The following is a 26,502-nucleotide window of genomic DNA, read 5'->3' as shown; positions in this document are numbered from 1 at the left end:
TTGGAGGTCGAATTGGACAAGAACATGAAAATCCTCATCGTTGATGACTTCTCAACGATGCGGCGGATCATAAAAAACCTGTTGCGTGACCTTGGGTTCACCAACACGGTCGAGGCTGATGATGGCATCACTGCCATTCCGGTTCTCAACAGCGGGAGCATCGACTTTCTGGTAACGGACTGGAACATGCCTGGCATGACCGGTATCGATCTGCTGCGTCACGTGCGCGCCGATGAAAAGCTCAAGCACCTGCCGGTGCTGATGGTGACCGCTGAAGCCAAGCGCGAGCAAATCATCGAAGCGGCCCAGGCCGGTGTTAACGGCTATGTGGTCAAACCCTTCACAGCCCAGGCGTTGAAAGAAAAAATCGAGAAGATTTTCGAACGCATCGGTTGATGTACTGCGCCACGGGGGAGCTATGGAGCATAAAGAATCTTCACAGGGCGATTTCGAGTCGACCCTGAAAAAACACGCGGTCGAACTGGTCGATAGCCTTGAAAAAGGCAGGTTCGGCGACGCTGTGCAACTGATCCATGAGCTCAACCAGACCCGTGACCGCGGCCTGTACCAGGAAGTTGGCAAGCTCACCCGCGAGCTGCATAGCGCGATCGTCAATTTCCAGATTGACCCGCACATGCCGCAAGCCGAGGAAGTGTCTCAGATCACGGATGCCACCGAGCGCCTGGGTTATGTGGTCAAGCTGACCGAGGCCGCGGCCAACCGCACCATGGACCTGGTGGAAAACGCCACGCCGCTGATCAACAGCCTGAGCGACGAAGCTCAGGCACTGAGCACGGATTGGGGACGGTTCATGCGTCGCGAAGTCGGGGCTGAAGAGTTCCGCGAACTGGCCCGGCGGGTCGACGGTTTCCTGACACGCAGCAGCGAAGACAACCGCGTCGTGTCGAGCAACCTCAACGACATTCTGCTGGCCCAGGATTACCAGGACCTCACCGGTCAGGTGATCAAGCGCGTGACCCAATTGGTCACCGAAGTTGAAAGCAATCTGCTCAAGCTCGTGCTCATGGCCAGTCAGGTAGACCGCTTTGCGGGTATCGAACATGACCGTGAAGCGATGCTGGCTGAAAAAGATCCACAAAAACATCTCTCGCAGGGTGAAGGTCCGCAGATTCATGCCGATAAAAGAGAAGATGTTGTGTCCGGTCAGGACGATGTGGACGATTTGCTATCCAGTCTTGGATTTTAGTTTTCTGGGTTTTTAGACCTGTAGGAGCACCCCCTTAATGAGCTTCGGCGCCGATGAAGAGATCCTTCAGGATTTCCTGGTTGAGGCCGGCGAGATTCTAGAGCAACTATCCGAACAGCTGGTCGAGCTGGAAAGCCGACCGGATGATGCGGACTTGCTCAATGCAATTTTTCGCGGTTTTCACACTGTAAAAGGGGGCGCCGGCTTCCTCCAGCTCAACGAGCTGGTGGAGTGCTGTCACATCGCCGAGAACGTGTTCGACATCCTGCGCAAGGGTGAACGACGCGTCGACTCGGAACTGATGGACGTGGTTCTCGAAGCACTGGACGCGGTGAACAGCATGTTCAGCGAAGTCCGCGAGCGCAGCCCGATCACGGCTGCCACGCCTGAATTGCTGGCTGCTCTTGCCCGTCTGGCCGAGCCGCAAACTGCCGACGAAGCGGCGCCTGTTGCTGAAGCGGTGCAAGAGCCTGCCGCTGAAAGCGATTCAGGCGACATTACCGATAACGAATTCGAACAACTGCTGGACTCGCTGAACGCCGTCAAGGCCCAGGCCGAAGCTCCCGCGGTTGCTCCGCTGCCTGCCACCGATGCGGCTGCCAGCGACGAAATCACCGATGCCGAGTTCGAGTCGTTGCTCGATCAATTGCACGGCAAAGGCCAGTTCGCCGCCGATGCCGTGGTCGCAGCGCCTACCACACCGGCTGCCCCGAAAGCGGCAGGCGACAGCTCCGACATCACCGACGACGAGTTCGAGGCACTGCTCGATCAGTTGCACGGCAAAGGCAACTTTGCCGTCGATGCATTGGAGTCGGCGATTGCTTCGGCTCCGACCCCGGCTGCGCCAACCGCTAAAGCGGCCGGCGACGATCTGATCTCCGATCATGAGTTCGAATCGCTGCTCGACGAATTGCATGGCAAAGGCAAGTTCACCGAGGTTGGCACTGGCGCAGTGATTTCTGCTCCTGTCGCCAAGGCGCCAGCACCGGCTGCGAAACCTGTGGCCAAAGCGCCCGAGCCAAAAGTCGAATCGGCGAAACCGGCCGCCGCTGCTGCACCGGCTCCTGCCCGTGCCCCGGCCGCGCCGCCACCAGAAAAACCGGCCAGCGAAGCCGAGACCACCGTGCGGGTCGATACCGCGCGTCTCGACGAAATCATGAACATGGTCGGCGAGTTGGTACTGGTGCGTAACCGTCTGGTCCGTCTGGGCCTCAACAGCGGTGATGAAGCCATGTCCAAGGCCGTGTCGAACCTCGACGTGGTCACGGCCGACCTGCAGACCGCGGTCATGAAGACTCGGATGCAACCGATCAAGAAAGTCTTCGGGCGCTTCCCGCGTCTGGTTCGCGACCTGGCTCGCCAGCTCAAGAAAGAGATCAACCTGGAGTTGGTCGGCGAAGAAACCGACCTCGACAAGAACCTCGTCGAGGCCCTGGCCGACCCGCTGGTCCACTTGGTGCGCAACTCGGTCGACCACGGTATCGAAGAGCCGGCTGATCGCGAAGCGATGGGCAAGCCCCGCAGCGGCAAGGTGATCCTGTCCGCTGAACAGGAAGGCGACCACATCCTGCTGTCCATCTCCGATGACGGCAAGGGTATGGACGCCGATGTTCTGCGCGGTATCGCCGTGAAGAAAGGCCTGATGGACAAGGATGCGGCGGACCGTCTCAGCGAGTCCGATTGCTTCAACCTGATCTTCGCTCCGGGTTTCTCGACCAAGACCGAGATTTCCGACGTGTCCGGTCGTGGCGTGGGCATGGACGTGGTGAAAACCAAGATCGCCCAGCTCAACGGCACCATCAATATCTACTCGACCAAGGGCAAAGGCTCGAAGATCGTCATCAAGGTCCCGTTGACCCTGGCGATCATGCCGACGCTGATGGTCATGCTCGGCAACCAGGCGTTCGCGTTCCCGCTGGTGAACGTCAACGAGATCTTCCACCTCGACCTGTCACGCACCAACGTGGTGGACGGCCAGGAAGTGGTGATCGTGCGGGACAAGGCGCTGCCTCTGTTCTACCTCAAACGCTGGCTGGTCAGCTCCGCCGCTCACGAAGAGCAGCGCGAGGGCCATGTGGTGATCCTTTCGGTGGGCACCCAGCGGATCGGCTTCGTCGTCGATCAGTTGGTGGGCCAGGAAGAAGTGGTCATCAAGCCATTGGGCAAAATGCTTCAGGGAACCCCGGGCATGTCCGGCGCCACCATCACCGGTGACGGCCGCATTGCGCTGATTCTCGATGTTCCGAGCATGCTCAAGCGTTACGCCGCACGGCGTATTTGATTCTGGGGGAGCGGGGCGACTGAGCCTCGCCCCGTCTAACGGAGTGTTTATGGCAGTCAAAGTCCTGGTGGTGGACGATTCGGGGTTTTTCCGCCGCCGCGTCTCGGAAATTCTTTCAGCGGATTCGAATATCCAGGTCGTCGGTACGGCGACCAACGGCAAAGAGGCGATTGATCAGGCACTGGCCCTCAAGCCAGACGTGATCACCATGGACTACGAGATGCCGATGATGGATGGCATCACGGCAGTGCGGCACATCATGCAGCGCTGCCCGACCCCGGTATTGATGTTCTCCTCGCTGACTCACGAAGGCGCGCGGGTTACCCTCGATGCGCTGGACGCCGGCGCGGTGGACTTCCTGCCAAAGAACTTCGAAGACATCTCCCGTAACCCGGAGAAGGTCAAGCAACTGCTGTGCGAGAAGATTCTCAGCATCTCGCGCAGTAATCGTCGCGCCAGTACTTACAGCACCCCGGCCCCGGTGGCTGCGCCAGCCTCGACGCCTGCGCCTTCGAGCGTCAGCAACTACGGCAGCAGCGCGCCTGCGCGTCCGGCACCGGCACCGATTCCGGCTCGCACCCATGCAGCGACGCCGTCGTCTCCGGCACCGAAACGCAAAGCCTACAAACTGGTCGCCATCGGCACCTCCACCGGTGGCCCGGTTGCCCTGCAACGGGTGCTGACGCAGTTGCCGGCCAATTTCCCGGCCCCGATCGTGTTGATCCAACACATGCCTGCAGCCTTCACCAAAGCTTTCGCCGAGCGTCTGGACAAGCTGTGCCGCATCAGCGTCAAGGAAGCCGAGGATGGCGACATCCTGCGTCCGGGCCTGGCGCTGCTGGCTCCGGGTGGCAAGCAAATGATGATCGACGGCCGTGGCGCGGTGAAAATCCTGCCGGGCGACGAACGTCTGAACTACAAACCGTGCGTGGACATCACCTTCGGTTCCGCGGCCAAGTCCTACGGCGACAAAGTTCTGGCGGTGGTACTGACCGGCATGGGCGCCGACGGTCGCGAAGGCGCGCGTCTGCTCAAGCAAGGCGGCAGTGCGATCTGGGCTCAGGATGAAGCCAGCTGCGTGATCTACGGCATGCCAATGGCGATCGTCAAAGCCGAGCTCGCGGACGCGGTGTACAGCCTGGACGATATCGGCAAGCATCTGGTTGAGGCTTGCCTCTGATGGATGTACTAAGCCTTATCGGGATCATCATGGCGTTCGTCGCCATCATCGGCGGCAACTACCTTGAAGGCGGTCACCTCGGCGCACTGGCCAACGGTCCGGCTGCGTTGATTGTCATTGGCGGCACCGTCGGTGCGGCGCTGCTGCAATCGCCGATGAGCGCTTTCAAGCGCGCGATGCAGATTCTGGGCTGGATCCTGTTTCCACCGCGCGTGGACCTGGCCGGCGGTATCGATCGCGTAGTGAACTGGAGCCTGACCGCCCGTAAGGAAGGTTTGCTCGGACTGGAAGGGGTGGCCGACGCCGAACCCGACAGCTACTCACGCAAAGGCCTGCAATTGCTGGTGGACGGCGCCGAGCCGGAAGCCATTCGCAGCATTCTGGAAGTGGATTTCTACACCCAGGAAAGCCGCGACATCGAAGCCGCGAAAGTCTTTGAAAGCATGGGCGGCTACGCGCCGACCATCGGCATCATCGGTGCGGTGATGGGCCTGATCCACGTCATGGGCAACCTGGCCGATCCGTCGCAACTGGGTAGCGGCATTGCCGTCGCCTTCGTCGCCACCATCTACGGCGTGGCCAGTGCCAACCTGGTGCTGCTGCCGATTGCCGCCAAGCTCAAGTCCATCGCGTTGCGCCAGTCGCGTTATCGCGAGATGTTGCTGGAAGGAATTCTGTCGATCGCCGAAGGTGAAAACCCTCGCTCTATCGAGTTGAAGCTTCAGGGCTTCATGGATTGATGGGGGAAATGGGCCATGGCACGTCGCAGGCAACCTGAAGAACACGTAAACCATGAACGCTGGCTGGTTTCCTATGCCGACTTCATTACGTTGCTGTTCGCTTTCTTCGTGGTGATGTACTCGATTTCTTCGATCAACGAAGGCAAGTACAAGATCATTTCCGAGGCGTTGATCGGGGTGTTTACCGATTCCGATCGCGCCCTCAAGCCGATTCCTATCGGCGAAGAGCGACCGAAGACCGTGACCCCGGCCAAGCCGCTGGTCAAGGACAGCGAACAGATCGACGCCGGCATCGCTCAGGCTGCCAACGATCCGCTCAAGAGCATTGCCGATGACATCAGCGCGGCGTTCGGCGACTTGATCAGCTCCAACCAGATGACCGTGCGCGGCAATGAGTTGTGGGTCGAGATCGAGCTCAATTCCAGCCTGTTGTTCGGCAGCGGCGACGCCATGCCCAGCGACATCGCCTTCAACATCATCGACAAGGTCGCCGCGATCCTCAGGCCGTTCGATAACCCGATCCACGTCGAAGGCTTCACCGACGATCAGCCGATCCGCACTGCGCAATACCCGACCAACTGGGAGCTGTCCTCGGCGCGTTCGGCGAGCATCGTGCGCATGCTGGCGATGCAGGGTGTGAACCCCGGTCGTCTGGCGTCGGTGGGTTACGGTGAGTTCCAGCCGGTGGCCAATAACGCCACTGCCGAAGGCCGGGCGCGTAACCGTCGGGTGGTGCTGGTGGTTTCACGAAATCTCGATGTACGCCGCAGCCTCACCGGTACCGGAACGGCTCATGCACAACCGGATGCTGCGTTGAAGCGGGCTGGCACACAAACTGCACCGGCTCCGGTCAAGTCGCCGGGACGAGAGAGCGCCGTCAATTCTCCGTCACCCGCATTAATACGTTGAGCTATTTCTCGGTCGACCTTTTCGACCGGGAGGAACAATCCGAATGAGAGTCTGGGCAGTCGCCAATCAAAAGGGTGGTGTCGGTAAAACCACTTCCTCCATCGCTTTAGCCGGTTTGCTGGCTGAGGCGGGCAAGCGCGTGGTTGTGGTCGATCTCGACCCCCACGGCTCCATGACCAGCTACTTCGGTTACGACCCCGACAGCCTGGAACACAGCAGCTACGACCTGTTTTTGCACAAGGGCAGCGTGCCGCAAGGCTTGCCCGGTCAGTTGCTGATGCCCACCAGTGACGAACGCATTTCCCTGTTGCCATCGAGCACCGCGCTGGCAACCCTTGAGCGCCAGTCGCCGGGGCAGAGTGGTTTGGGCCTGGTGATCGCCAAGAGCCTGGCGCAGTTGTGGCAGGACTTCGATTACGCTGTGATCGACAGCCCGCCTTTGCTCGGCGTGCTGATGGTCAATGCATTGGCGGCCAGCCAGCAGTTGGTGATTCCGGTGCAGACCGAGCATCTGGCCGTCAAAGGCCTGGAGCGCATGGTCAACACCTTGGCGATGATCAACCGCTCACGCAAAGTGGCGTTGCCGTTCACCATCATTCCAACCCTGTTCGACCGCCGCACCCAGGCGTCCCTCGGCACCCTTCGGGTGTTGCGCGACAAATACCCGGAGGAAATCTGGCAGGGCTACATTCCAATCGACACGCGCCTGCGCGATGCGAGCCGGGCCGGGCTGACGCCTTCGCAATTCGACGGCAAGAGCCGCGGCGTTCTGGCGTATCGCGCATTGCTCAAGCATTTGCTGGCGGCACAACTCGTTCCGCAGGTGGCCTGAGATGAATCGGCCGGTGAAAACCACTTCGCGTCCGCAATTGGCGCTCCAGTCTTATCTGGACAACCTGCTGATGGAGGCGACTGAAGAGTTGCCGCTGGAAGTCGAAGCGGTGGCTGCAGTCATTGAGGTCGTTGAAACGATCGAGGTCGAAGCGGCACTGGACGAGTTCCAGGCCGCAGTGCTTGAAGAGCAGGCGCGTGATGCGCAGAAGTCTGTTGTGGCCGCTGCGCCCGTCGCAGCGCCATTGGTTGCTCCGGTCGCAAAAGTTCCGGTGGTGACCGAAGAAGCACCGGCACCGATTCTGGCGCCGGTGTCGACCCTCGCACCGTTGCTGCAAACCCTCGTGCCGCCGGTGGTCGAAGTCCATCTGCCGCCGAGCAATACGCCGCCGCCGGTGGAAACCGACGGTCGACCGTCGTGGGCTGCCGAGCCGTTCGAATGCCTGCTGTTCGATGTCGCCGGTTTGACCCTGGCGGTGCCGCTGGTGTGCCTGGGCTCGATCTACTCGCTGGCCGGTCACGAGCTGACGCCGCTGTTCGGTCAGCCGGAATGGTTCCTCGGGATCCTGCCGAGTCAGGCCGGCAATCTGAAAGTCCTGGATACTGCGCGCTGGGTCATGCCCGACCGCTACCGCGACGATTTCCGCCAGGGCCTGCAATACGTCATTTCGGTGCAGGGCTACGAGTGGGGGCTGGCGGTGCATCAGGTCAGCCGCTCATTGCGCCTGGACCCGAACGAAATCAAATGGAGAAGTCATCGAGGTCAGCGGCCATGGCTTGCCGGCACGGTGATTGAGCACATGTGTGCATTGCTGGACGTCTCCGCATTGGCCGAGTTGATCGCCAGTGGCGGGGCAAAGCACATGGGCGGCAGCAAGCCGCTACACAAATCGACATAGCAGCCGACATAACAATCATGCGACGGCATTGTTGAATGCCGCCACACAGAACACACGCCGCCAGAAGCGGTTTTTCGAGGGGTCAGGGTATGAGTAATCAAGCGACGAATGCAAAAGGTTCTGAAGATCCGATCCTGCAATGGGTAACCTTCAAGCTGGACAACGAAACCTACGGCATCAACGTGATGCGCGTTCAGGAAGTCCTGCGATACACCGAAATCGCCCCGGTCCCGGGTGCTCCGAGCTACGTGCTGGGCATCATCAACCTGCGCGGTAACGTGGTCACCGTAATCGACACCCGTCAGCGCTTCGGCCTGATGAATGCCGAGATCAGCGACAACACCCGCATCGTCATCATCGAAGCCGACAAGCAAGTGGTCGGGATCATGGTCGACAGCGTGGCTGAAGTGGTTTACCTGCGTCAGTCGGAAATCGAGACCGCGCCGAACGTCGGTAACGAAGAGTCCGCCAAGTTCATTCAAGGCGTGTGCAACAAGAACAACGAACTGCTGATTCTGGTCGAACTGGACAAGATGATGAGCGAAGAAGAATGGTCGGAACTGGAGAGTATCTGATTGATTCTTGAGGTGGCTGTGATTGTCCTGTTCGTCTTGTGGGCAGGCACGCTGGCGATGTTCCTGTCGTACATCCGCGCTCAGCGGCAGATCGCCGCGCAACAGGCCGAGGGCGATGCGCTGCGCGATCAGCGCATCAAGGACCTGGCCAAACGCGTCGACGACTACCAGAACGGCAACGTGCGCATGGGTGAAGACCTGCACGAACTGCGCGCCGTCGTCGGGCCGTTGCCGGACAAACTGGCTCAGCTGGAGCAGCGTGATCCGTCGAGCCTTTCATTCGCTCAGGCAGCACGCCTGGTGGGGATGGGGGCCAGCGTCGATGAACTGACTCAGTCTTGCGGATTGACCCAGGCTGAGGCGGAGTTGATGAGTAAGTTGCACAAGAACTGATTCTTGCGGCGTGGTTTAGATCGCTATCGCGGGCAAGCCCGCTTCCACATTGGATTGGCTGCGTTCACACATTTTGTGTCCACTACCTATCCCTGTGGGAGCGGGCTTGCCCGCGATGGCGTCTTCGAAACCTCAATAATCATCCCCGCGGTCGGTGATGTCCTTCTCCACCATCGCAGCATCTGGATCCCGCCCCTCGGGAAACTTACCCTTCAAATTCCACGCAAACGCGATGATCTCCGCAATCGTGCGGTACAGCTCCTCGGGAATGCTGTCCCCCAATTCCATCCGCGCCAGCAGTTTCACCAGTTCGGCGTTTTCATAGATTGGCACTTCATAATCGCGGGCAATCTGCAGAATGGCTTCCGCCAGTTCCTCATCACCTTTTGCCGTGAGGGTAGGGGCGTGGGTGCCGTCGTATTTGAGGGCGATGGCCTGGCGCGGTGCGGTGGATTCGTTCGCATGCGGTTTCGTCGACCCAGCGTTGTTCGAGGCGGGTTTGAGGACCTTGTGGCGGTGTGCCAAGGTGGCAATCCAGATCGCCGACGTTCAGGCCCGACGCCAGCAGGCGTTCGCGCAGCCCGGCCAGATTGCTTTCGATCAGGCTCGCGGTGTACGGCCGCTCGGCCCACAGCTGACTGGAGAGGCTGCCTTTGATCAACTGGGCCTGAATCTGCAACGGCCCTAATGGCTCCATGTCGAACGCCAGATCGACTCGCCACAATTGTTGCTTCGGCTCGCGTTCGTCGCGGCGTTCGTGCGGTTGTTCTTTCTCGGGTGCTTCTTCGCGCTGGAATTTGACCTGCAACGGCACGATGTCCTGCAGGTTGCGCATGGGGATTTCCAGTTGCCAGGTGCTGAGCAGGCGACCGTCGTCGGTGAGGCCGGTCTGCTCCAGGCTCGACAGTTGATGACTCTGCAGGCGTGAAACGGCCGCCGCTGCCAAACGCAGCAAGTGCTCCAGATCGCCTTCACCGTCCTGACTTTGCAGCAGGCGCTCGGGGAGCGGGAAACTGGTCGGCAGCGGTTTGGCGCTGACTTGCCCCAGCATGCCGAGAGCGCTGCGCACGAAACTCGGCAGCGCCTGGGCCAAGGTGTTGGCGGCGATGATCGCATTGAGATTGGTGTTGGCCGGCAGGCCCGGCGTCAATTGTGCGATCAGCTTGAGCAGGTCGCCCTTCATGTCTGGCGTCAGCGTCGGGTTTTGGCCAGTCAGCAGTTTCGCTTCGAGGAACAGGCCGCTATTGGCCAACGCCTGGGCCAGGCCTTTGGGCGTGCTCAGTTGCTGAACGTCTGGCAGGCCGGCGAGCAACTTGTCCACGACAGCGCGCAGATTGCTGGAGGTCTGATCCGACGGCGGCAGGTTTTGCAGGACTTTGAGCAAGCCATCCAGAGAGCCTTGGCGACTTTGTTGGCTGACCAATTGTTGCGTCACCGCCAACTGTTCCTGACGGCTGCTCAACGGGACGAATTTCAGGGTCTGGGTATCCTGCACCAAGGCGCTCAGCAAAGTGCCGATGCGCAGTGGCGTCGGGCTGTCGATGCTTAGCGTGCTGCCGCTCAGCGCGGTGTTGAGCAGGCTCACCATCGAGCGAAACACCGTCGGCTGGCCCGGCACCTGTGGCATTACCTGAGAGGTCAGTACTTTGCCTTGCAGCAAGGTGCCGACCGGCAGTTGCGCCGTGTCGATGCGGGTCAGGGTCGCGACGCTGGAGGCGATGGCCTGTTGCACCGTGACCGCCAAGTTACCCGCCGACGGCTGAGTGATCGCCAGGCTGGTGCCCTGGGGCAACGGCTGAGTACTGGTGGCCTGGACCGTGGTTTGGCGCCCGTTGTCGAGGGTGACCTTGAGCAACAGTTGAAAGGTCTGATCCGCCTGCTTGAGCGACAGCACTTCGGCCCGGGCAGTCTGACCGGCGCTGATCAGGCCATCCATCGGCGTCAGCAGCTTGAGCAACTCACCGCTGACCACCAGCGGACGTGAAGTCGCGGGTGTGGTCTGCGGCAGCGGGAGGATGTTCATTTCGCCTGTCATACGCGGTCACAACCTGAGGAAAATGCACTCTTTAGAGTCGGGCATGGCATGTATAATGCCGCCCGTCTTTCGGGGAGTGGCGAAAACATTGCATTTGTTTGACGCAGCTCTCTAGAACAAGCCGCCAATGCATCTATGCTGCATCTCTTTAGCGGCCGCTCTGCCGCCGACTTGAACCGCAAAAGGCCCGTGATCTCTTGACCAGTCCTGTCCTGCAAACCGTTGCCCTCGCTTGTGAGCGAGACCTTCGGCTGCTCTTCGAAAATCTCGAATTGAGACTGGCCAGTGGCGAAATGTTGCAAATCAGCGGCCCCAACGGCAGTGGCAAGACCAGCCTTTTACGTCTGCTATGCGGTTTGATGCACCCGACTGCCGGTCAAGTATTGCTAAACGGTCAGCCACTGCACGAGCAACGCAGCGAACTGGCGCGCAATCTGTTGTGGATCGGCCATGCCGCGGGCATCAAGGACTTGCTGACCCCCGAGGAAAACCTCAGTTGGCTCTGCGCCTTGCATCAACCGGCCTCCCATGAGGCGATCCGGCAGGCGCTGACGGCGGTGGGGCTGCGCGGTTTCGAGGATGTTCCCTGCCACACGCTCTCCGCCGGGCAACAACGCCGCGTCGCGTTGGCGCGCTTGTATCTGGACAGCCCGCCGCTGTGGATCCTCGATGAGCCGTTCACCGCGCTCGACAAACAAGGCGTGGCGCAACTCGAAGAACACCTGGCTGCGCACTGCGAGCGGGGCGGCATGGTGGTCCTGACCACTCACCACACGCTGACCCGGATGCCGGCCGGCTATCGCGACATTGATTTGGGGAACTGGGCCGTATGAGTGTTTTCGGCCTGTTGGTCGCCCGCGAGGCACGTTTGCTGTTCCGCCGTCCTGCCGAATTGGCGAATCCGCTGGTGTTCTTCGCCATCGTCGTCTCTTTGTTTCCGTTGGCGGTCGGTCCCGAGACTCAATTGTTGCAAACCTTGTCCCCGGGGCTGGTCTGGGTGGCAGCACTTTTATCGGTCTTGCTCTCGCTGGACGGGCTCTTCCGCAGTGATTTCGAAGACGGATCGCTTGAGCAGTGGGTCCTTTCGCCGCACCCCCTGCCTATTCTGGTTTTGGCCAAGGTACTGGCACACTGGGCCTTTTCCGGCCTGGCGCTGGTTTTGCTCGCACCCCTGCTGGCGTTGATGCTCGGTTTGCCAACCGCCTGTCTGCCGGTGTTGCTGCTTTCTTTATTGCTGGGTACACCGGTGCTGAGCCTGCTCGGTGCGGTGGGCGCAGCGTTGACGGTAGGATTGAAGCGCGGTGGCCTGTTACTGGCGCTGTTGATTCTGCCGCTGTACATCCCGGTGTTGATTCTCGGCAGTGGCGCCTTGCAGGCGGCATTGCAGGGCATGCCGGCGACCGGTTATCTCTTGTGGCTTGGTAGCCTGACCGCCCTGGCGATAACCCTGACACCTTTTGCAATAGCTGCTGGCCTGAAGATCAGCGTCGGCGAATAATGAGGTCTGATCAAAATTTGATCAGTAAAGACCCTGGCTGCTCGTGACAACGTGCGGCACCCGTGATGGAAATAGCAATGAACTGGACCTGGTTTCATAAGCTCGGCTCGCCCAAATGGTTTTACGGCATCAGTGGCAAATTGCTGCCGTGGCTGAGCGTCGCGGCGTTGCTGCTGATTAGCGTCGGCGTGGTTTGGGGGCTGGCCTTCGCGCCGCCGGACTATCAGCAAGGCAACAGTTTTCGGATCATCTATATCCACGTTCCCGCCGCCATGCTGGCGCAGTCCATCTACGTGATGCTGGCCGTGTGCGGCATCGTCGGGCTGGTCTGGAAGATGAAGCTGGCCGACGTCGCCCTGCAATGCGCCGCGCCGATCGGGGCCTGGATGACCGCCGTGGCGCTGGTCACCGGCGCGATCTGGGGCAAGCCGACCTGGGGGTCGTGGTGGGTCTGGGATGCGCGACTTACGTCCATGCTTATTCTGCTGTTTCTGTACTTCGGTCTTATTGCGCTGGGCAACGCCATCAGCAATCGTGACAGTGCCGCCAAGGCCTGTGCAGTGCTGGCGATCGTCGGCGTAATCAACATCCCGATCATCAAATACTCGGTGGAGTGGTGGAACACCCTGCACCAGGGCGCGACCTTCACACTCACTGAAAAACCGGCGATGCCCGCCGAGATGTGGCTGCCACTGCTGCTGACGGCGCTGGGTTTCTACTGTTTCTTCGGCGCGGTGCTGTTGCTGCGCATGCGCCTTGAAGTGCTCAAGCGCGAAGCCCGGGCGAGCTGGGTGAAAACCGAAGTGCAGAACAGTCTGGAGGCCGCTCGATGAGTTTCGCTTCATTCGGCGACTTTCTCGCCATGGGCCATCACGGCCTGTATGTCTGGTCCGCCTATGGCATTAGCCTGGCGGTGCTGGCCCTCAACGTGGCGGCGCCGATCCTGGCCCGCAAGCGGTATCTGCAACAAGAGGCGCGTCGTCTGCGCCGGGAGAACGGCAAGTGAATCCGCTGCGTAAAAAGCGTCTTATCATCATTTTCGCGATCCTGGTCGGTGTCGGCGCTGCCGTTGGCCTGGCCTTGAGCGCCTTGAAGCAGAACATCAATCTGTTCTACACCCCGACCCAGATCGCCAACGGTGAAGCGCCGCAAGACACACGTATTCGCGCGGGCGGCATGGTGGAGAAAGGTTCGCTGCAACGTTCCGGCGATTCCCTGGACGTGAAATTCATCGTCACCGACTTCAACAAATCCGTAACCATCAGTTATCGCGGCATCCTGCCGGATCTGTTCCGCGAAGGGCAGGGCATTGTCGCCCTCGGCAAGCTCAACGCTGACGGCGTGGTAGTGGCCGATGAAGTGCTGGCCAAGCACGATGAAAAGTACATGCCGCCGGAAGTGACCAAGGCCCTGAAAGATAGCGGCCAGTCGGCACCTACTCCCGCGAAAGAGGGCTAACTGATGACTTCCTCACTTTATAGTTCGGGGCTGTTCATCCCCGAATTGGGCCACCTGGCCATGATCCTGGCGCTGTGTTTCGCGCTGGTGCAGGCCGTGGTGCCGTTGCTCGGCGCCTGGCGCGGCGATCGCTTGTGGATGAGCCTGGCCCAGCCGGCCGCGTGGGGGCAGTTCGCGTTTCTGCTGTTCGCTTTCGGTTGCCTGACTTACGCGTTCATGGCCGACGACTTCTCCGTCGCTTATGTGGCCAGCAACTCCAACAGTGCGCTGCCGTGGTACTACAAGTTCAGCGCCGTCTGGGGGGCTCACGAAGGTTCGTTGCTGCTATGGGCACTGATCCTCGGCGGCTGGACATTCGCGGTGTCGGTGTTCTCCCGGCAATTGCCGCAAGTAATGCTGGCCCGGGTGCTGGCGGTGATGGGCATGATCAGCACCGGTTTCCTGCTGTTCCTGATCTTGACGTCTAACCCTTTCGCCCGAATCCTGCCGCAGATGCCGACGGATGGGCGCGACCTCAATCCACTGCTGCAAGACATCGGCCTGATCGTTCACCCGCCGATGCTGTACATGGGCTATGTCGGTTTCTCTGTGGCGTTTGCCTTTGCCATCGCCGCGCTGCTGGGCGGTCGTCTCGACGCGGCGTGGGCGCGCTGGTCGCGTCCGTGGACCATCGTCGCCTGGGCTTTCCTCGGTATCGGTATTACGTTGGGCTCCTGGTGGGCCTACTACGAACTCGGCTGGGGCGGCTGGTGGTTCTGGGACCCGGTGGAAAACGCGTCCTTCATGCCTTGGCTGGTGGGCACGGCGCTGATTCACTCGTTGGCGGTCACGGAAAAACGTGGCGTGTTCAAGAGCTGGACGGTGTTGTTGGCCATCGCCGCGTTCTCGTTGAGTTTGCTCGGGACTTTCCTGGTGCGTTCCGGCGTGCTGACCTCGGTTCACGCCTTTGCCTCCGATCCTGAGCGCGGTGTGTTCATCCTGATCTTCTTGCTGTTCGTAGTCGGCGGCTCGCTGACGCTGTTTGCCCTGCGCGCTCCGGTGGTCAAGAGCCACGTCGGCTTCAACCTCTGGTCTCGGGAAACCCTGTTGCTGGGCAATAACCTGGTGCTGGTGGTGGCCGCTTCGATGATCCTGCTCGGCACCTTGTACCCGCTGATTCTCGATGCGATGACCGGCGCCAAACTGTCGGTCGGCCCGCCGTACTTCAACGCGTTGTTCATTCCATTGATGGCGTTGCTGATGGTGGTGATGGCGGTCGGGATGCTGGTGCGCTGGAAAGACACCCCGGTCAAATGGCTGATGAGCATGTTGACCCCGGTGTTGCTCGGCAGCGCTGCGCTGGCCGTGGTGGCCGGCGTCGCTTACGGCGATTTCAACTGGGCAGTGCTGGCGACGTTCATGCTGGCTGCCTGGGTGTTACTGGCCGGTGTGCGGGATATCTTCGACAAGACTCGCCACAAGGGCCTGATCAAAGGTCTGCCGACCCTGACTCGCAGCTATTGGGGCATGCAAATCGCGCATTTGGGCATTGCCGTGTGCGCGCTGGGTGTCGTGTTGTCGAGCCAGAACAGTGCCGAGCGCGATCTGCGCCTGGCGCCGGGTGAGTCCATGAGCCTGGCCGGTTATCAATTTGTGTTCGAAGGCGCCAAGCACTTCGAAGGACCGAACTTCACGTCCGACAAAGGCACCATCCGGGTGATCCGCGATGGCAAGGAAATCAGCGTGCTGCACCCGGAAAAACGCCTGTATACCGTGCAGAACTCGGTGATGACCGAAGCCGGGATCGACGCCGGTTTCACCCGTGACCTTTACGTCGCATTGGGCGAGCCGCTGGGCGAGGGCGCCTGGGCGGTCCGCGTACACGTCAAACCGTTCGTGCGCTGGATCTGGTTCGGTGGGTTGCTCACCGGTCTCGGCGGATTGCTGGCGGCGCTGGATCGTCGTTATCGGGTCAAGGTAAAAAGCCGCGTGCGTGAAGCGCTCGGCATGACGGGAGCCACCGCATGAGACGTTGGTTGATGCTGTTGCCACTGGCGATTTTTCTGGTGGTTGCTGTTTTTCTGTATCGGGGTCTGTACCTGAACCCGGCCGAGCTGCCTTCGGCAATGATCAACAAACCGTTCCCGGATTTTTCGCTGCCCTCGGTGCAGGGTGACAAAACCCTGACCAAAGCGGACCTACTGGGTAAACCGGCATTGGTCAACGTCTGGGGCACCTGGTGCATTTCCTGCCGGGTCGAGCACCCGGTGCTGAACAAACTGGCCGAGAAGGGCGTGGTGATCTACGGCGTCAACTACAAGGACGTCAACGCCGATGCCTTGAAGTGGCTGGCCGAGTTCCACAACCCGTATCAACTGGACATCCGTGACGATGCCGGCACCCTGGGCCTGAACCTCGGCGTGTACGGCGCACCGGAAACCTTCTTCATCGACGCCAAAGGCATCATCCGCGACAAATTCGTCGGTGTGATCGACGAACAAGTCTGGCGTGAAAAGCTGGCGGCCAAGTATCAGGCGCTGGTCGATGAGGCCAAGCCATGAAGCGCTGGATTGCCGCCGCGGTGCTGGGTTTGAGCATGGCCGGTGTAGCCCACGCGGCCATCGACACCTATGAGTTCGCCAAAGAAGGCGACCGTGAGCGTTTTCGCGAGCTGACCAAGGAACTGCGTTGCCCCAAGTGCCAGAATCAGGACATCGCCGATTCCAACGCACCGATCGCCGCTGACCTGCGCAAAGAGATTTTCCGCATGCTCGGCGAGGGCAAGGACAACCAGCAAATCATCGATTTCATGGTCGACCGCTACGGTGACTTCGTCCGCTACAAACCTGCCCTCAACGCCAAAACCGCACTCCTCTGGTTCGGCCCCGCCGGCCTGCTGCTGGGCGGTTTTGTGATCATCGCCGTGATTGTCCGCCGTCGTCGCGTGCAACGCACAGACAGCCCGGACACGCTTTCTTTTGATGAGCGCGAGCGCCTCGACCACCTGTTGGATAAAACCAAGCATGATTGATTTCTGGCTCGCTGCAGGCCTGCTGCTCCTGGTTGCCCTGAGTTTTCTGCTGATCCCCGTTCTGCGTGGTCGCCGCGCTCAGCTTGAAGAGGACCGCACGGCACTGAACGTCGCGCTTTATCAGGAGCGCGTGGCTGAGTTGCAGACTCAGCAGGAAGAGGGGCGTGCTCAGCGCCGAACAAATGGACACCGGCCGCGCCGAAGCTGCCCGTGAACTGCTCGCCGACACCGAGGGCGTCGAGGCGCCGCGCGTGTCGCGTCTGGGCAAGCCATTGCCATTGCTGGCGGCGATTCTGGTGCCGGTGCTGGGCCTTGGGCTGTACCTGCATTTCGGCGCCAGCGACAAAGTCGAGCTGACCCGCGAGTTCGCCCAGGCGCCGCAGTCGATGGAAGAGATGACCCGTCGCCTGGAGCGTGCGGTCGCGGCCCAACCGGACTCGGCCGAAGGCCTGTACTTCCTCGGCCGCACCTACATGGCTCAGGACCGTCCGGCCGATGCGGCGAAGATCTTCGAACGCACAGTGGCCCTGGCTGGCCGTCAACCGGAACTGCTCGGTCAATGGGCTCAGGCCCAATATTTCGCCGACGGCAAGAAGTGGTCGGACAAGATCCAGGCCCTGACCGACGAAGCGCTGAAAGCTGATCCGAAAGAAGTCACCAGCCTCGGTCTGCTGGGCATCGCGGCCTTTGAAGGCGAGCGTTACCAGGACGCCATCGACTACTGGAATCGCCTGCTGGCGCAACTGCCGCCGGATGATAAATCCCGCGCCGCGCTGCAAGGCGGCATTACTCGGGCCGCCGAGAAACTCGAAGCCAGTGGTGGCAAGGTTGCCCAGGCACCTGCGGCCAAAGCTGCAGCACTGCTCAAAGTGCATGTCGATCTGGCGCCAGAGCTCAAAGCCAAGGTCCAGCCGGGTGACAGCGTGTTCATCTTCGCCCGCGCCATCTCCGGCCCGCCCGCGCCGCTGGCCGCCAAGCGTCTGACTGTCGCCGACTTGCCAGCAACCGTCGAACTGGGTGATGCCGATGCGATGATGCCGCAGTTGAAACTGTCGAACTTCCCTGAAGTCCAACTGGTTGCGCGCATCTCTCGTGCCGGCCAACCGACTGCCGGCGAATGGATCGGTCGCAGCCAACCCTTGGCCACCAGCACCACCGCGCAACAAAAACTGACCATCGACAGCCCGGATAAATAACAGGAAACGCCACCATGACCGCCATCGCTCGTATCACTCTCCTCAGTATGGTTTTGGGGTTAAGCGCCTGTGCGGTCCAGCAGCCCGAGCCCACACGGCTGCCGCCAATTCCGCCTTCGGGGCCAAGCACCAAACCACCTCCGTCGACGGTCCCGAGTAAACCGAGCACCCCGGTCAAGCCGTCCAAGCCGATGCCACGCACCTCCGCCAGCTTCGCCCCGCCACCAGGTGGCAATAGCCATTGGGACGCGAAACTCGGCGTTTACGTCCTCGATGATCAGACCAATACCTTCTACCGCCAGCGCACCTACTACCGCTGGAACAACGGCTGGAGCCGCTCGATCAGCCCGAATGGGCCGTGGGAAGAGACGGACATCCATGGCGTGCCGGGTGGGTTAGGCAGAAAATTCGGGCAGTGAATAGAAACGGCGATCTGAGGATCGCCGTTTTGCTTTTTGGGGTTTGTGAGAGGCGATTAAAGAATCGCTCGGTAGTGGGTCAACGCCTTGCTCGACTGAATCAGGCCTTGGCGCAAGAGCAGATCAAGATAGGTGGCGACATCCATCGGCGGCATCTTTAGCTGTTTGCGTTGCCGTTGTGCTGCCGCGACAACCGCTGCCGGGTCCAGGTCAAAGAGGTTATCGACGAACTCGTCAGGATGCTGCACCTCGATGCCAAAAGGCCCGAGTGTTTCATCGGGAAAATCTTTCTGATTAAAAGTCACAATGACACTGGCGTTGCAGCGTATGGCGGCAGCCAGAACATGTCGGTCATCGATGTCGGGTAGGGTGAGCCCTTCGATCAGCTTTTCGTAACCGGATACGCAAGCATCGGGTATGGCCTGATCCATCAAGTCGGACGTGCGATCCAATTGCTCTATTGTCAGGTCCGGGCGGTTTTTCAGCAGATTGCGCTTCCATTCGTTGTGTATCTCCAGTGACCATCGCGCCCTGAAACGTCCGGAGAGCGCGAGCCACATCAGAAAGTCTCTCAAGGGAGCGGGGTACAAAACACATGCGTCATATACAGCGGTAAAAGGGGAGTGCCTCACTCGTATCCTGTCCTTAACGCTTGTGCTTGCTCGGCGAGAAGCGTCATTGCTTGCTCGCTGGCGGTGTCGCGCCGGTTCTTATAGTCCATCAAATCGGCAAAGCGCACACGTCGGTGCTTGCCGGTTTTGTGGTAGGACAACTCGCCGGACTCCAGCAGTTTGATCAGGTGCGGGCGTGAGACATTGAGCAAGTCCGCCGCTTCCTGGGTGGTCAGTTCCGCATGAACCGGGACGACCTTTACCGCATTGCCTTCTGCCAATGCAGCGAGGATGTCGACCAGCAATCGAAGGGCTGAAGTGGGCAGTTCGACGCTGTGAGCTTCATTCTGCTCGTCGAAAATCTGGATGCGTTGGGTTTCGAATTGAGTCGCGAGATAGGCAGCGAGAGCTCGCTGGCCTTCGATAGCAGCCTGAACTTCGCGCGCCATTGGGAGGTTGATCGGTGGGTGGATGATTAAGGACATAATGAAATTCCAACATTCTGAGTAGCGATGCTGGAAGGCTATTCGAATCAAACGAAAATCGCAATAAACGAAACAAGAGCTTGTTTAAGGCTCACTGTCCAGCAAGTCTGGACGTAATCGACAAACGACCGCGCCTTCGTAGGTCCGCTCAAATCAACACCCTGTAAAACAACCGAGCGTCGTGATCCGGATTTTTGTGCTTGAGTAAAAGTAACTCTAGGGTTATTTTTGTTTGGGCCGGAGCAAGGAGGCTGGTGGTGCAGAGCAGGTTATTGATCAAGGAACTGATAGAGGCGGGCTGGGCATTGGAACGGGTCACCGGCAGTCATCACATCTTCACTCACCGTTACAACCCTTACACGATACCCGTGCCTCATCCGAAGAAGGATTTGCCGATCGGGACGGTCAAAAGCATCAGGAGGCGAGCCGGGCTTTATTGCCCGGGAGCCAGTTTGGCAGGAGATCCATAATGCAATACCCAATCTGTATCGAGTGGGGCGACGAGAACACCGCCATCGGTATTCAGATCCCCGATATTCCTGGTGCCGTTACGGCCGGGGATACGTTTGAAGATGCTTACAACGCGGCGGTCGAAATTGCCCACATCATGCTGCAGGAGATCATGGCAGACGGGGAGTCAATTCCGATGCCGACCTCAGCGGCTGCGCACCGCGAGAATCCGGAATTTGCCGACATGGGTTGGGGGATGCTGGAGCTCGACATCTCACCGTATCTGGGCAAGACCGAGAAGGTCAACGTGACGCTGCCGGGCTACGTGATCCAGCGCATTGACCGTTATGTGCGAGAGCACAATGTCAAAAGCCGCTCCTCCTTTCTCGCGGATGCAGCGATGGAGAAGCTGGTTCGGCATTGAGTGGTATCAGTCGAATCGCCTTCGCGGGCAAGCCTCGCCCCTACATGTCTTGCATTACCCCTGTAGGAGCGAGGCTTGCCCGCGAAGCTTTTAGCGTCCTAAGCCGTCGCCAACGAATGCCTCTGCGAAACGCTCAAAAACCGCAACAACGCCAACAACGGAAACGCACTACCCACAATCACGATCCACAACCAGCCACCATGCTCATACACCGCGCTGGCCACCGAAGAGCCAAACGCACCACCGACAAAGATGCTGGTCATGTACAGCGCATTCAGACGGCCGCGGCTTTTAGCGTCGAGGGTGTAGACCTCGCGCTGGCCGAGGACCATGTTCATTTGTACGCAGAAATCCAGCACTACACCCGTCACCGCCAGGCCGATAACGCTGTAAACCGGATGGATGAAGGCGGGCAGGAAGCTCAGGCTGGCGAATAGCAGGGCCAGCAGCGAGGCGATGCGGGTATGGCCGGCATCGGCCAGTCGACCGGCAATAGGAGCGGCAATCGCACCGATGGCGCCGACCAGGGCGAAGATCGCGATCTGGGTTTGCGACAAGCCATGATTACGCGACAGTTCCAGCGGCACTGCAGTCCAGAACAGGCTGAAGGTGGCGAACATGCAGGCTTGGTAAAACGCGCGTTGACGCAACACCGGCTGCTGATGCAACAGCGTCCAGAGCGAACCCAACAACTGGCCATAAGAAGCGCTGTGATCGGGCTGGCGCTTGGGAATGGTCAGGGCCAGCACGATACTGATTGCCGCCATCAACACCGCTGCGATTACGAACATCGCACGCCAGCCGAAGTGGTCGGCTACTACGCTGGACACTGGTCGAGCCAGTAGAATCCCCAGCAGCAAACCGCCCATGATGCCGCCGACCACGCGGCCACGCGATTCTTCCGGCGCCAGGTGGGCGGCCAGTGGAATCAGGATCTGCACCGACACCGAGCTGAACCCCACCAGCAACGAGATCAGCAGAAACACGTTCGGCTGATCGGTGAATGCCGCGCCCAGCAGACTGGCAATCGCCACCACGGTGGTGATGATCATCAAGCGGCGGTTTTCCAGCAGATCACCCAGCGGCACCAGGAAGAACAGACCCAGCGCATAACCAATCTGCGTCAGCGAAACGATCAGGCTGGCCATGGTGTCGGTCAGGCCGATATCCGGCGCGATCAGGCCGATGATCGGCTGGGCGTAGTAGATGTTGGCCACGATAGCGCCGCAGCAGAAGGCGAAGAGCAGCACCATGCCTCGGGTCATTGTGGCGGCACCAAGGGGCACCTGAGTCGTTGGGTTCATAACGGGTCTCGTTGAACAAGAAGGAATGCGGGGGAGGCTAATCGGCTGGCTAGAGCGGCGGAAGAGGGAATAGGCTGATAGTAATCATGCCTCTGAAGAATGATTGAGAGGCCGTTCATTTGGACCGATTGCATGCTCGATTGCAGGGGAGTGTCAGATTTTTTGTGTGCGGGCCGGTAACGGCCTGCCATAAGGCAAGCCCTCATTTCACCAGTTTGACCTGGTAAATCGATCGCCATAAAGAATCGCAAACTGATTCATTGCGCTCTTCCAGTCGTGCGCTGCGCTGCCCCAATTGGCCGTGATGTTTTGCAGTGCCAGCCAGATCAGCTTCGTCGCTGCATCATCAGTCGGGAAGTGGCCTCTTGTCTTGATGATCTTGCGCAACTGAGCATTGATGCTCTCGATGGCGTTAGTGGTGTAGATCACTTTTCGGATGGCAGGCGGGAAGACAAAAAACGGGATGACTCGATCCCAGGCACGTCTCCAAGCGGCTACGACTGTTGGGTATTGTTTGCCCCAAGGCCCCGTTTCAAATGCGTCCAGAGCTTGCTCGGCAGCTTCAACGTTAAGCGCCTGATAAACCGGCTTGAGGGCTTTGGCCAACTCGCGGCGCTTGTCCCAGGAGGCGTAATCAAGACTGTTACGGATCAGGTGCACGATGCAGGTCTGCAAGGTCGTCGTCGGAAACACCGCACTCAAGGCTTCTGGCATGCCTTTAAGGCCGTCAGTTACCGCGATCAATACATCCTCAACGCCACGGGTCTTGAGGTCGTTGAAGACCTTCATCCAGAACTTGGCCCCCTCAGTGGTCTCAATCCAGATGCCCAAAATGTCTCGGGTGCCGTCCGGCAGCACGCCCAGAGCCAGGTAGATGGCCTTGTTGCGAACCAGTCCTTCCTCACGGATTTTGACCCGCAGCGCATCGAAGAAAATCACCGGATACATCGGCTCAAGCGGGCGTTGTTGCCAGGCAGTCACTTCCTCCAACACTGCGTCAGTGACCGAGCTGATGAAATCATGGGAAACATCGGTCCCGTACTGCTCCGAAAGGAATGCCCGGATCTCTCGGACGGTCATGCCACGGGCGTACATGGCAATGATTTTGTCGTCGAAGCCCGTGAACCGACGCTCATGCTTGGGGATCAGCATTGGCGCGAAGCTGCCATCGCGATCCCGAGGAATGTCCAGACGCAGCGGGCCATCATCGGTCAGCACGGTCTTGCTGCTTTTGCCGTTGCGCTGGTTACTCGACTCCTCAGGGCGCTCCGCGCCCTGAGGGTAGCCAAGGTGGTGACCCAGCTCCGCGCCAAGGGCTCGCTCGATAAGCGCCTTTTTGAACGCCATGGATGCGTCCTGAATCGCCTCGGCGCTCATTGGGCCTTTAACGAACTGATCGATCAGCTCCTTCGGAATCGAAGGAAGCTGGGTTTTGGCCTCCGAGGCCGGTTTCTTTTTGGTCGGCATACATGCTCCTTTTCAACATGTTATGCCCGAACACAAAATTTCTGACAGTCCCGATTGCAGCGGGCAAGGACGGCCTAACCCCGCCAATTGTAACGGTATGACGCAAACCCCCACAAAAAAGGCGACCTTTGCAGGTCGCCTTTTCATTGGAGTCAGGAATCACTGACCGCTGTAAATCTGATCAAAAACCCCACCATCATTGAAGTGGGTCTTCTGCACGGTGCGCCAGTCACCAAAGGTCTTCTCCACCGAAAGGAAATCAACTTTCGGGAAGCGGTCAGTGTACTTGGCCAATACCGCCGGATCACGTGGACGCAGGTAGTTGGCAGCTGCAATTTCCTGACCTGCCGGCGACCACAGGTACTTCAAATATTCCTCGGCGGCAGCGCGAGTGCCTTTTTTCTCGACCACTTTGTCGACCACAGACACTGGCGGCTCGGCCTCGGCGGAAACACTCGGGTAAATCACTTCAAACTGATCACGACCAAACTCACGCGCAATCATTTCCGCTTCGTTTTCGAAGGTCACCAGCACGTCGCCGATCTGGTTGGTCATGAACGTGGTAGTGGCTGCACGGCCGCCGGTATCCAGCACCGGGGCTTGTTTGAACAGTTTGCCGACGAAGGCTTTTGCCGCGCTTTCGTCACCGCCATTTTTCAGCACATAGCCCCAGGCCGAGAGATAGGTGTAGCGGCCGTTGCCTGAGGTTTTCGGGTTGGGGACGATCACTTGCACGCCGTCCTTGAGCAGGTCAGGCCAGTCTTTCAGGGCTTTCGGGTTGCCTTTGCGGACGATGAACACGGTGGCCGACGTGAATGGCGCGCTGTTGTTTGGCAGGCGCGTAACCCAGTTGTCCGGGATCAGTTTGCCGTTGTCCGCCAGGGCGTTGATGTCGGTAGCCATGTTCATGGTGATGACGTCAGCCGGCAAGCCATCGATCACCGAACGCGCTTGCTTGCTGGAGCCGCCGAAGGACATCTGCAGCGTGATGTTTTCGTTGTGCTCGGCTTGCCAGTGTTTCTGGAAGGCGGCGTTGTAGTCCTTGTAGAAATCTCGCATCACGTCGTAGGAAACGTTAAGCAGGGTTGGTGCAGCCTGAACCACGCTGCTCAAGGCCAGGCCAGAGGCCAGAAGTGAGGCGCCAAAGAGTTTTTTCACTGCGCATTCCTTATTTTATCAAACATGTTCTATGGAAAGTGTTGGCAATTTGCCGGCGACTATAGCCGGGCTCGCATAGTCCTTTAAAGATTAAAAAGCACTTTGCTTATTCCAGTTTCTTGAACAGCGCATTGCCGCAACGCGAGCAAAATGCTGCGCCGTGTTCGTGACTATTTTTCTTGCAGGTCGGGCAATCGTGTTGCAGTTGTTCGCCGCGCATGGCGTTGGCCAGTTCCGCGGTAAAAATCCCTGTTGGCACGGCGATGATCGAGTAACCGGTGATCATTACCAGCGACGAAACCACCTGACCCAATGGCGTCTTGGGCACGATGTCGCCAAAGCCCACGGTGGTCAGGGTGACGATAGCCCAATAGATGCCTTTGGGGATGCTGGTGAAGCCGTGTTCAGGGCCTTCGATCACGTACATCAGCGTGCCGAACACCGTTACCAGGGTGCTGACGCTGAGCAGAAATACCACGATCTTCTGCTTGCTGCCGCGCAGCGCTGTCATCAAATAGTTGGCTTGCTTCAGATACGGGCTGAGCTTGAGCACGCGGAAAATCCGCAGCATCCGAATGATCCGGATAATCAGCAGGTACTGCGCATCGCTGTAATACAGCGCGAGAATACCGGGCACGATCGCCAGCAAATCCACCAGCCCATAGAAGCTGAACGCGTAGCGCAGCGGCTTGGGTGAGCAGTAAAGACGCAGGCCGTACTCGATGGCGAAAATGACGGTGAAGCCCCATTCGATGTACGCCAGCATATCGGCGTAGTTCTGGTGAACGCTGTCGATACTGTCCAGAACCACGATCACCAGGCTGGCGAGGATGATCAACAGCAAGATGCTGTCGAAGCGCCGTCCCGCCGGGGTATCCGCTTGGAAAATGATGACGTAAAGCGCTTCGCGCCAGTTTTTGCTGCTGTCCATGGGAAACGCCTGAACCGAGAATCAGCGAAGCCTAGGGTGATTCTCCCCGGTAGTGCAAGGCGCGCTGTCCATGGCGGCCTGGCGCAGCACTCGAATGCCTGCACGAATCAGCCAGCAGGCGAGGATGAAAGGCGCGGTCAGCGTGGCCAGGCCGAGTGCGGCGAACCCCGGTGTGAGCAACACAGCCAGCAGAATGCCAAGTAGCGGCAACCACGGTTGGCGGCGTTGCGGGCTGAAGGCGAGGGCGGCGAGCAGCGGGTTGTAGCCGCTCAAACCCTGTAATGCGCTGGAGGTGTCGTGATGCAGCAAGGCGAATCCGAGGCCGGCGGCGGAGCCGAGCAGCGCCCACAGGAAGGCGCGGCGGTCGGCGATCAGTAGTCCGGCGGCAATCAGTGCGCCGGCCAGTGGATGGCCGAGGAACATGACTTGCCCGAGGCCTTTCAATTCGGCGGCGAGCAGGTTGAGGGTATTCAGTTCGATCGGAGGAAGGGGTTGCTGTGGGGCGGCAAAGCTGAGCAACAACCAACTCAACCCAACGAAGGGTGCGGTGTAAGCCGGTAGACAATGATGATCACGGGCGCCTTTGAGCCATTGCTGAGTGAGCATCGCGCTCAGGCCCCCAGCGGCAATGATCAGCGGTGGCAACAGCACCGACCATGGGAAATAAAGGCTCAGCAGCAGACCGAGCAGAATACCGTTGTAGCTGAACAGCCCGGCCTGACGATCAGCCTTGGCGTGCCCGCGACGTTGCGCGGTGAGCAACCCGGCGACACCTCCCAGCAACGCACCGCCGAGCAAGGCCGGCGCGCTGAACAGAATCGCCAACAGACACAGCAGCCCGCACAGCGGATGGCGCTGGAGAAAGATCTGGCTGAAACCGTTGAGCAGGGCAGTGGCCCAGTCGGGGCAGTGGGTGTTGAAGTGGTTGGCAGGCATGATGGGGCAGTCAGTACAGATCGTTCCTACGCTCTGCGTGGGAATGCCTCAATGGACGCTCTGCGTCTGCTCTTGGGACGCGGAGCGTCCCGGGCTGCATTCCCA

The 26,502-nt window shown here is 59.6% G+C and carries 29 protein-coding genes and 2 pseudogenes; 22 read left to right on the top strand and 9 right to left on the bottom strand.

What is annotated here, in order from left to right; translation table 11 throughout:
* Positions 1-24 precede the first annotated feature (24 nt).
* The 10 genes from PSH65_RS23360 (at position 25) to PSH65_RS23315 (ending at position 9,015) form a co-directional block, all read left to right on the top strand.
* Positions 25-396: a chemotaxis response regulator CheY gene (locus PSH65_RS23360; protein ID WP_008006721.1), complete on the top strand. Its 372-nt coding sequence runs from the start codon at positions 25-27 to the stop codon at positions 394-396.
* A gap of 22 nt (positions 397-418) precedes the next feature.
* On the top strand, positions 419-1,207 hold the full coding sequence (locus tag PSH65_RS23355) for a protein phosphatase CheZ (RefSeq protein WP_305422625.1): 789 nt from the start codon (positions 419-421) through the stop codon (positions 1,205-1,207).
* Positions 1,208-1,244: 37 nt separating this feature from the next.
* Positions 1,245-3,488, top strand: a complete 2,244-nt coding sequence (locus PSH65_RS23350; protein WP_305422624.1) for a chemotaxis protein CheA — start codon at positions 1,245-1,247, stop codon at positions 3,486-3,488.
* Positions 3,489-3,537: 49 nt separating this feature from the next.
* Positions 3,538-4,668 (top strand): chemotaxis response regulator protein-glutamate methylesterase, encoded by a 1,131-nt coding sequence (locus PSH65_RS23345; RefSeq protein ID WP_305422623.1) that lies wholly within the window; start codon positions 3,538-3,540, stop codon positions 4,666-4,668.
* Complete coding sequence (locus tag PSH65_RS23340) at positions 4,668-5,408, top strand: flagellar motor protein (protein WP_305422622.1); 741 nt, start codon at positions 4,668-4,670, stop codon at positions 5,406-5,408. Before PSH65_RS23345 ends, PSH65_RS23340 begins: the two co-directional genes overlap by 1 nt.
* 15 nt (positions 5,409-5,423) lie before the next feature.
* Positions 5,424-6,317: a flagellar motor protein MotD gene (motD, locus tag PSH65_RS23335; protein ID WP_305422621.1), complete on the top strand. Its 894-nt coding sequence runs from the start codon at positions 5,424-5,426 to the stop codon at positions 6,315-6,317.
* 43 nt (positions 6,318-6,360) lie between these two features.
* Positions 6,361-7,149 carry a ParA family protein gene (locus PSH65_RS23330; RefSeq protein ID WP_305422620.1) on the top strand — a complete coding sequence of 263 codons (789 nt, stop codon included), beginning with the start codon at positions 6,361-6,363 and terminating at the stop codon, positions 7,147-7,149.
* Position 7,150: 1 nt separating this feature from the next.
* The gene (locus tag PSH65_RS23325) at positions 7,151-8,047 is read left to right on the top strand and encodes a CheW domain-containing protein (RefSeq protein WP_305422619.1); all 897 of its coding nucleotides are present in this window, start codon (positions 7,151-7,153) and stop codon (positions 8,045-8,047) included.
* Positions 8,048-8,136: 89 nt separating this feature from the next.
* Complete coding sequence (locus PSH65_RS23320; protein ID WP_007894224.1) at positions 8,137-8,622, top strand: chemotaxis protein CheW; 486 nt, start codon at positions 8,137-8,139, stop codon at positions 8,620-8,622.
* Entirely contained in the window at positions 8,623-9,015 is a 393-nt protein-coding gene (locus tag PSH65_RS23315; RefSeq protein WP_305422618.1) for a DUF2802 domain-containing protein, read from the top strand.
* A gap of 132 nt (positions 9,016-9,147) precedes the next feature.
* Here the strand turns inward: PSH65_RS23315 and PSH65_RS23310 are convergent, their stop codons facing one another.
* On the bottom strand, positions 9,148-9,447 hold the full coding sequence (locus PSH65_RS23310; RefSeq protein WP_305427040.1) for an EscU/YscU/HrcU family type III secretion system export apparatus switch protein: 300 nt from the start codon (positions 9,445-9,447) through the stop codon (positions 9,148-9,150).
* A gap of 31 nt (positions 9,448-9,478) precedes the next feature.
* Positions 9,479-11,050: pseudogene (locus PSH65_RS23305) on the bottom strand (flagellar hook-length control protein FliK); the annotation flags it as partial.
* A gap of 197 nt (positions 11,051-11,247) precedes the next feature.
* Here PSH65_RS23305 and ccmA point away from each other — a divergent pair.
* The 10 genes and pseudogenes from ccmA (at position 11,248) to PSH65_RS23255 (ending at position 18,631) form a co-directional block, all read left to right on the top strand.
* On the top strand, positions 11,248-11,883 hold the full coding sequence (gene ccmA / locus PSH65_RS23300) for a cytochrome c biogenesis heme-transporting ATPase CcmA (RefSeq protein ID WP_305422617.1): 636 nt from the start codon (positions 11,248-11,250) through the stop codon (positions 11,881-11,883).
* Positions 11,880-12,548, top strand: coding sequence for a heme exporter protein CcmB (gene ccmB, locus PSH65_RS23295; RefSeq protein ID WP_305422616.1), 669 nt, complete (start codon positions 11,880-11,882; stop codon positions 12,546-12,548). Before ccmA ends, ccmB begins: the two co-directional genes overlap by 4 nt.
* Before the next feature lie 77 nt (positions 12,549-12,625).
* Positions 12,626-13,381: a heme ABC transporter permease gene (locus tag PSH65_RS23290; protein ID WP_305422615.1), complete on the top strand. Its 756-nt coding sequence runs from the start codon at positions 12,626-12,628 to the stop codon at positions 13,379-13,381.
* The gene (gene ccmD, locus PSH65_RS23285) at positions 13,378-13,554 is read left to right on the top strand and encodes a heme exporter protein CcmD (RefSeq protein ID WP_007894243.1); all 177 of its coding nucleotides are present in this window, start codon (positions 13,378-13,380) and stop codon (positions 13,552-13,554) included. Before PSH65_RS23290 ends, ccmD begins: the two co-directional genes overlap by 4 nt.
* Positions 13,551-14,006 (top strand): cytochrome c maturation protein CcmE, encoded by a 456-nt coding sequence (gene ccmE, locus PSH65_RS23280; protein WP_038979631.1) that lies wholly within the window; start codon positions 13,551-13,553, stop codon positions 14,004-14,006. Before ccmD ends, ccmE begins: the two co-directional genes overlap by 4 nt.
* A 3-nt stretch (positions 14,007-14,009) precedes the next feature.
* Complete coding sequence (locus tag PSH65_RS23275) at positions 14,010-16,013, top strand: heme lyase CcmF/NrfE family subunit (RefSeq protein WP_305422613.1); 2,004 nt, start codon at positions 14,010-14,012, stop codon at positions 16,011-16,013.
* The gene (locus PSH65_RS23270) at positions 16,010-16,546 is read left to right on the top strand and encodes a DsbE family thiol:disulfide interchange protein (protein ID WP_305422611.1); all 537 of its coding nucleotides are present in this window, start codon (positions 16,010-16,012) and stop codon (positions 16,544-16,546) included. The genes PSH65_RS23275 and PSH65_RS23270 overlap by 4 nt, the downstream gene beginning before the upstream one ends.
* Complete coding sequence (locus tag PSH65_RS23265; protein ID WP_305422609.1) at positions 16,543-17,016, top strand: cytochrome c-type biogenesis protein; 474 nt, start codon at positions 16,543-16,545, stop codon at positions 17,014-17,016. The genes PSH65_RS23270 and PSH65_RS23265 overlap by 4 nt, the downstream gene beginning before the upstream one ends.
* Positions 17,009-18,212, top strand: a pseudogene (gene ccmI / locus PSH65_RS23260) (c-type cytochrome biogenesis protein CcmI). The gene PSH65_RS23265 and the pseudogene ccmI overlap by 8 nt, the downstream one beginning before the upstream one ends.
* A gap of 14 nt (positions 18,213-18,226) precedes the next feature.
* Positions 18,227-18,631 carry a hypothetical protein gene (locus tag PSH65_RS23255; RefSeq protein ID WP_305422608.1) on the top strand — a complete coding sequence of 135 codons (405 nt, stop codon included), beginning with the start codon at positions 18,227-18,229 and terminating at the stop codon, positions 18,629-18,631.
* A 56-nt stretch (positions 18,632-18,687) separates the two neighbouring features.
* On the opposite strand, the gene PSH65_RS23250 is transcribed toward PSH65_RS23255, so the two are convergent.
* On the bottom strand, positions 18,688-19,263 hold the full coding sequence (locus PSH65_RS23250; protein ID WP_305422606.1) for a PIN domain-containing protein: 576 nt from the start codon (positions 19,261-19,263) through the stop codon (positions 18,688-18,690).
* Complete coding sequence (locus tag PSH65_RS23245; protein WP_305422604.1) at positions 19,260-19,727, bottom strand: helix-turn-helix domain-containing protein; 468 nt, start codon at positions 19,725-19,727, stop codon at positions 19,260-19,262. Before PSH65_RS23245 ends, PSH65_RS23250 begins: the two co-directional genes overlap by 4 nt.
* Before the next feature lie 257 nt (positions 19,728-19,984).
* On the opposite strand from PSH65_RS23245, the gene PSH65_RS23240 reads away from it, so the two are divergent.
* Both PSH65_RS23240 and PSH65_RS23235 read left to right on the top strand, forming a co-directional pair.
* Complete coding sequence (locus PSH65_RS23240) at positions 19,985-20,197, top strand: type II toxin-antitoxin system HicA family toxin (RefSeq protein ID WP_305427039.1); 213 nt, start codon at positions 19,985-19,987, stop codon at positions 20,195-20,197.
* A complete protein-coding gene (locus PSH65_RS23235) occupies positions 20,197-20,601 on the top strand; it encodes a type II toxin-antitoxin system HicB family antitoxin (RefSeq protein WP_008014960.1) in 405 nt (134 codons plus the stop codon). The genes PSH65_RS23240 and PSH65_RS23235 overlap by 1 nt, the downstream gene beginning before the upstream one ends.
* A gap of 98 nt (positions 20,602-20,699) precedes the next feature.
* Here the strand turns inward: PSH65_RS23235 and PSH65_RS23230 are convergent, their stop codons facing one another.
* The 5 genes from PSH65_RS23230 to PSH65_RS23210 all read right to left on the bottom strand — a co-directional run bounded on the left by PSH65_RS23230 (position 20,700) and on the right by PSH65_RS23210 (position 26,397).
* The gene (locus PSH65_RS23230; RefSeq protein ID WP_305422601.1) at positions 20,700-21,905 is read right to left on the bottom strand and encodes an MFS transporter; all 1,206 of its coding nucleotides are present in this window, start codon (positions 21,903-21,905) and stop codon (positions 20,700-20,702) included.
* Positions 21,906-22,112: 207 nt separating this feature from the next.
* A complete protein-coding gene (locus PSH65_RS23225; RefSeq protein WP_305422598.1) occupies positions 22,113-23,372 on the bottom strand; it encodes an IS256 family transposase in 1,260 nt (419 codons plus the stop codon).
* Positions 23,373-23,531: 159 nt separating this feature from the next.
* Positions 23,532-24,530, bottom strand: coding sequence for a sulfate ABC transporter substrate-binding protein (locus tag PSH65_RS23220; RefSeq protein ID WP_305422597.1), 999 nt, complete (start codon positions 24,528-24,530; stop codon positions 23,532-23,534).
* A 106-nt stretch (positions 24,531-24,636) separates the two neighbouring features.
* Positions 24,637-25,461, bottom strand: a complete 825-nt coding sequence (locus tag PSH65_RS23215) for an ion transporter (RefSeq protein ID WP_305422596.1) — start codon at positions 25,459-25,461, stop codon at positions 24,637-24,639.
* Positions 25,462-25,482: 21 nt separating this feature from the next.
* Positions 25,483-26,397, bottom strand: coding sequence for an urea transporter (locus tag PSH65_RS23210; protein WP_305422594.1), 915 nt, complete (start codon positions 26,395-26,397; stop codon positions 25,483-25,485).
* Positions 26,398-26,502 lie beyond the last annotated feature (105 nt).

Source organism: Pseudomonas sp. FP603 (assembly GCF_030687415.1).
GTDB lineage: Bacteria > Pseudomonadota > Gammaproteobacteria > Pseudomonadales > Pseudomonadaceae > Aquipseudomonas > Aquipseudomonas wuhanensis.
Note: the sequence above shows the minus strand (reverse complement) of the source record. Positions and strands in the feature narration are given on the sequence as shown.

Excerpts from the sequence above, each read along its gene's own strand:
- PSH65_RS23360 (WP_008006721.1), top strand. The coding sequence starts at position 25 with ATGAAAATCCTCATCGTTGATGACTTCTCAACGATGCGGCGGATCATA.
- PSH65_RS23355 (WP_305422625.1), top strand. The coding sequence starts at position 419 with ATGGAGCATAAAGAATCTTCACAGGGCGATTTCGAGTCGACCCTGAAA.
- PSH65_RS23350 (WP_305422624.1), top strand. The coding sequence starts at position 1,245 with ATGAGCTTCGGCGCCGATGAAGAGATCCTTCAGGATTTCCTGGTTGAG.
- PSH65_RS23345 (WP_305422623.1), top strand. The coding sequence starts at position 3,538 with ATGGCAGTCAAAGTCCTGGTGGTGGACGATTCGGGGTTTTTCCGCCGC.
- PSH65_RS23340 (WP_305422622.1), top strand. The coding sequence starts at position 4,668 with ATGGATGTACTAAGCCTTATCGGGATCATCATGGCGTTCGTCGCCATC.
- motD (WP_305422621.1), top strand. The coding sequence starts at position 5,424 with ATGGCACGTCGCAGGCAACCTGAAGAACACGTAAACCATGAACGCTGG.
- PSH65_RS23330 (WP_305422620.1), top strand. The coding sequence starts at position 6,361 with ATGAGAGTCTGGGCAGTCGCCAATCAAAAGGGTGGTGTCGGTAAAACC.
- PSH65_RS23325 (WP_305422619.1), top strand. The coding sequence starts at position 7,151 with ATGAATCGGCCGGTGAAAACCACTTCGCGTCCGCAATTGGCGCTCCAG.
- PSH65_RS23320 (WP_007894224.1), top strand. The coding sequence starts at position 8,137 with ATGAGTAATCAAGCGACGAATGCAAAAGGTTCTGAAGATCCGATCCTG.
- ccmB (WP_305422616.1), top strand. The coding sequence starts at position 11,880 with ATGAGTGTTTTCGGCCTGTTGGTCGCCCGCGAGGCACGTTTGCTGTTC.
- PSH65_RS23290 (WP_305422615.1), top strand. The coding sequence starts at position 12,626 with ATGAACTGGACCTGGTTTCATAAGCTCGGCTCGCCCAAATGGTTTTAC.
- ccmD (WP_007894243.1), top strand. The coding sequence starts at position 13,378 with ATGAGTTTCGCTTCATTCGGCGACTTTCTCGCCATGGGCCATCACGGC.
- PSH65_RS23275 (WP_305422613.1), top strand. The coding sequence starts at position 14,010 with ATGACTTCCTCACTTTATAGTTCGGGGCTGTTCATCCCCGAATTGGGC.
- PSH65_RS23270 (WP_305422611.1), top strand. The coding sequence starts at position 16,010 with ATGAGACGTTGGTTGATGCTGTTGCCACTGGCGATTTTTCTGGTGGTT.
- PSH65_RS23265 (WP_305422609.1), top strand. The coding sequence starts at position 16,543 with ATGAAGCGCTGGATTGCCGCCGCGGTGCTGGGTTTGAGCATGGCCGGT.
- PSH65_RS23255 (WP_305422608.1), top strand. The coding sequence starts at position 18,227 with ATGACCGCCATCGCTCGTATCACTCTCCTCAGTATGGTTTTGGGGTTA.
- PSH65_RS23245 (WP_305422604.1), bottom strand. The coding sequence starts at position 19,727 with ATGTCCTTAATCATCCACCCACCGATCAACCTCCCAATGGCGCGCGAA.
- PSH65_RS23235 (WP_008014960.1), top strand. The coding sequence starts at position 20,197 with ATGCAATACCCAATCTGTATCGAGTGGGGCGACGAGAACACCGCCATC.
- PSH65_RS23230 (WP_305422601.1), bottom strand. The coding sequence starts at position 21,905 with ATGAACCCAACGACTCAGGTGCCCCTTGGTGCCGCCACAATGACCCGA.
- PSH65_RS23225 (WP_305422598.1), bottom strand. The coding sequence starts at position 23,372 with ATGCCGACCAAAAAGAAACCGGCCTCGGAGGCCAAAACCCAGCTTCCT.
- PSH65_RS23215 (WP_305422596.1), bottom strand. The coding sequence starts at position 25,461 with ATGGACAGCAGCAAAAACTGGCGCGAAGCGCTTTACGTCATCATTTTC.
- PSH65_RS23210 (WP_305422594.1), bottom strand. The coding sequence starts at position 26,397 with ATGCCTGCCAACCACTTCAACACCCACTGCCCCGACTGGGCCACTGCC.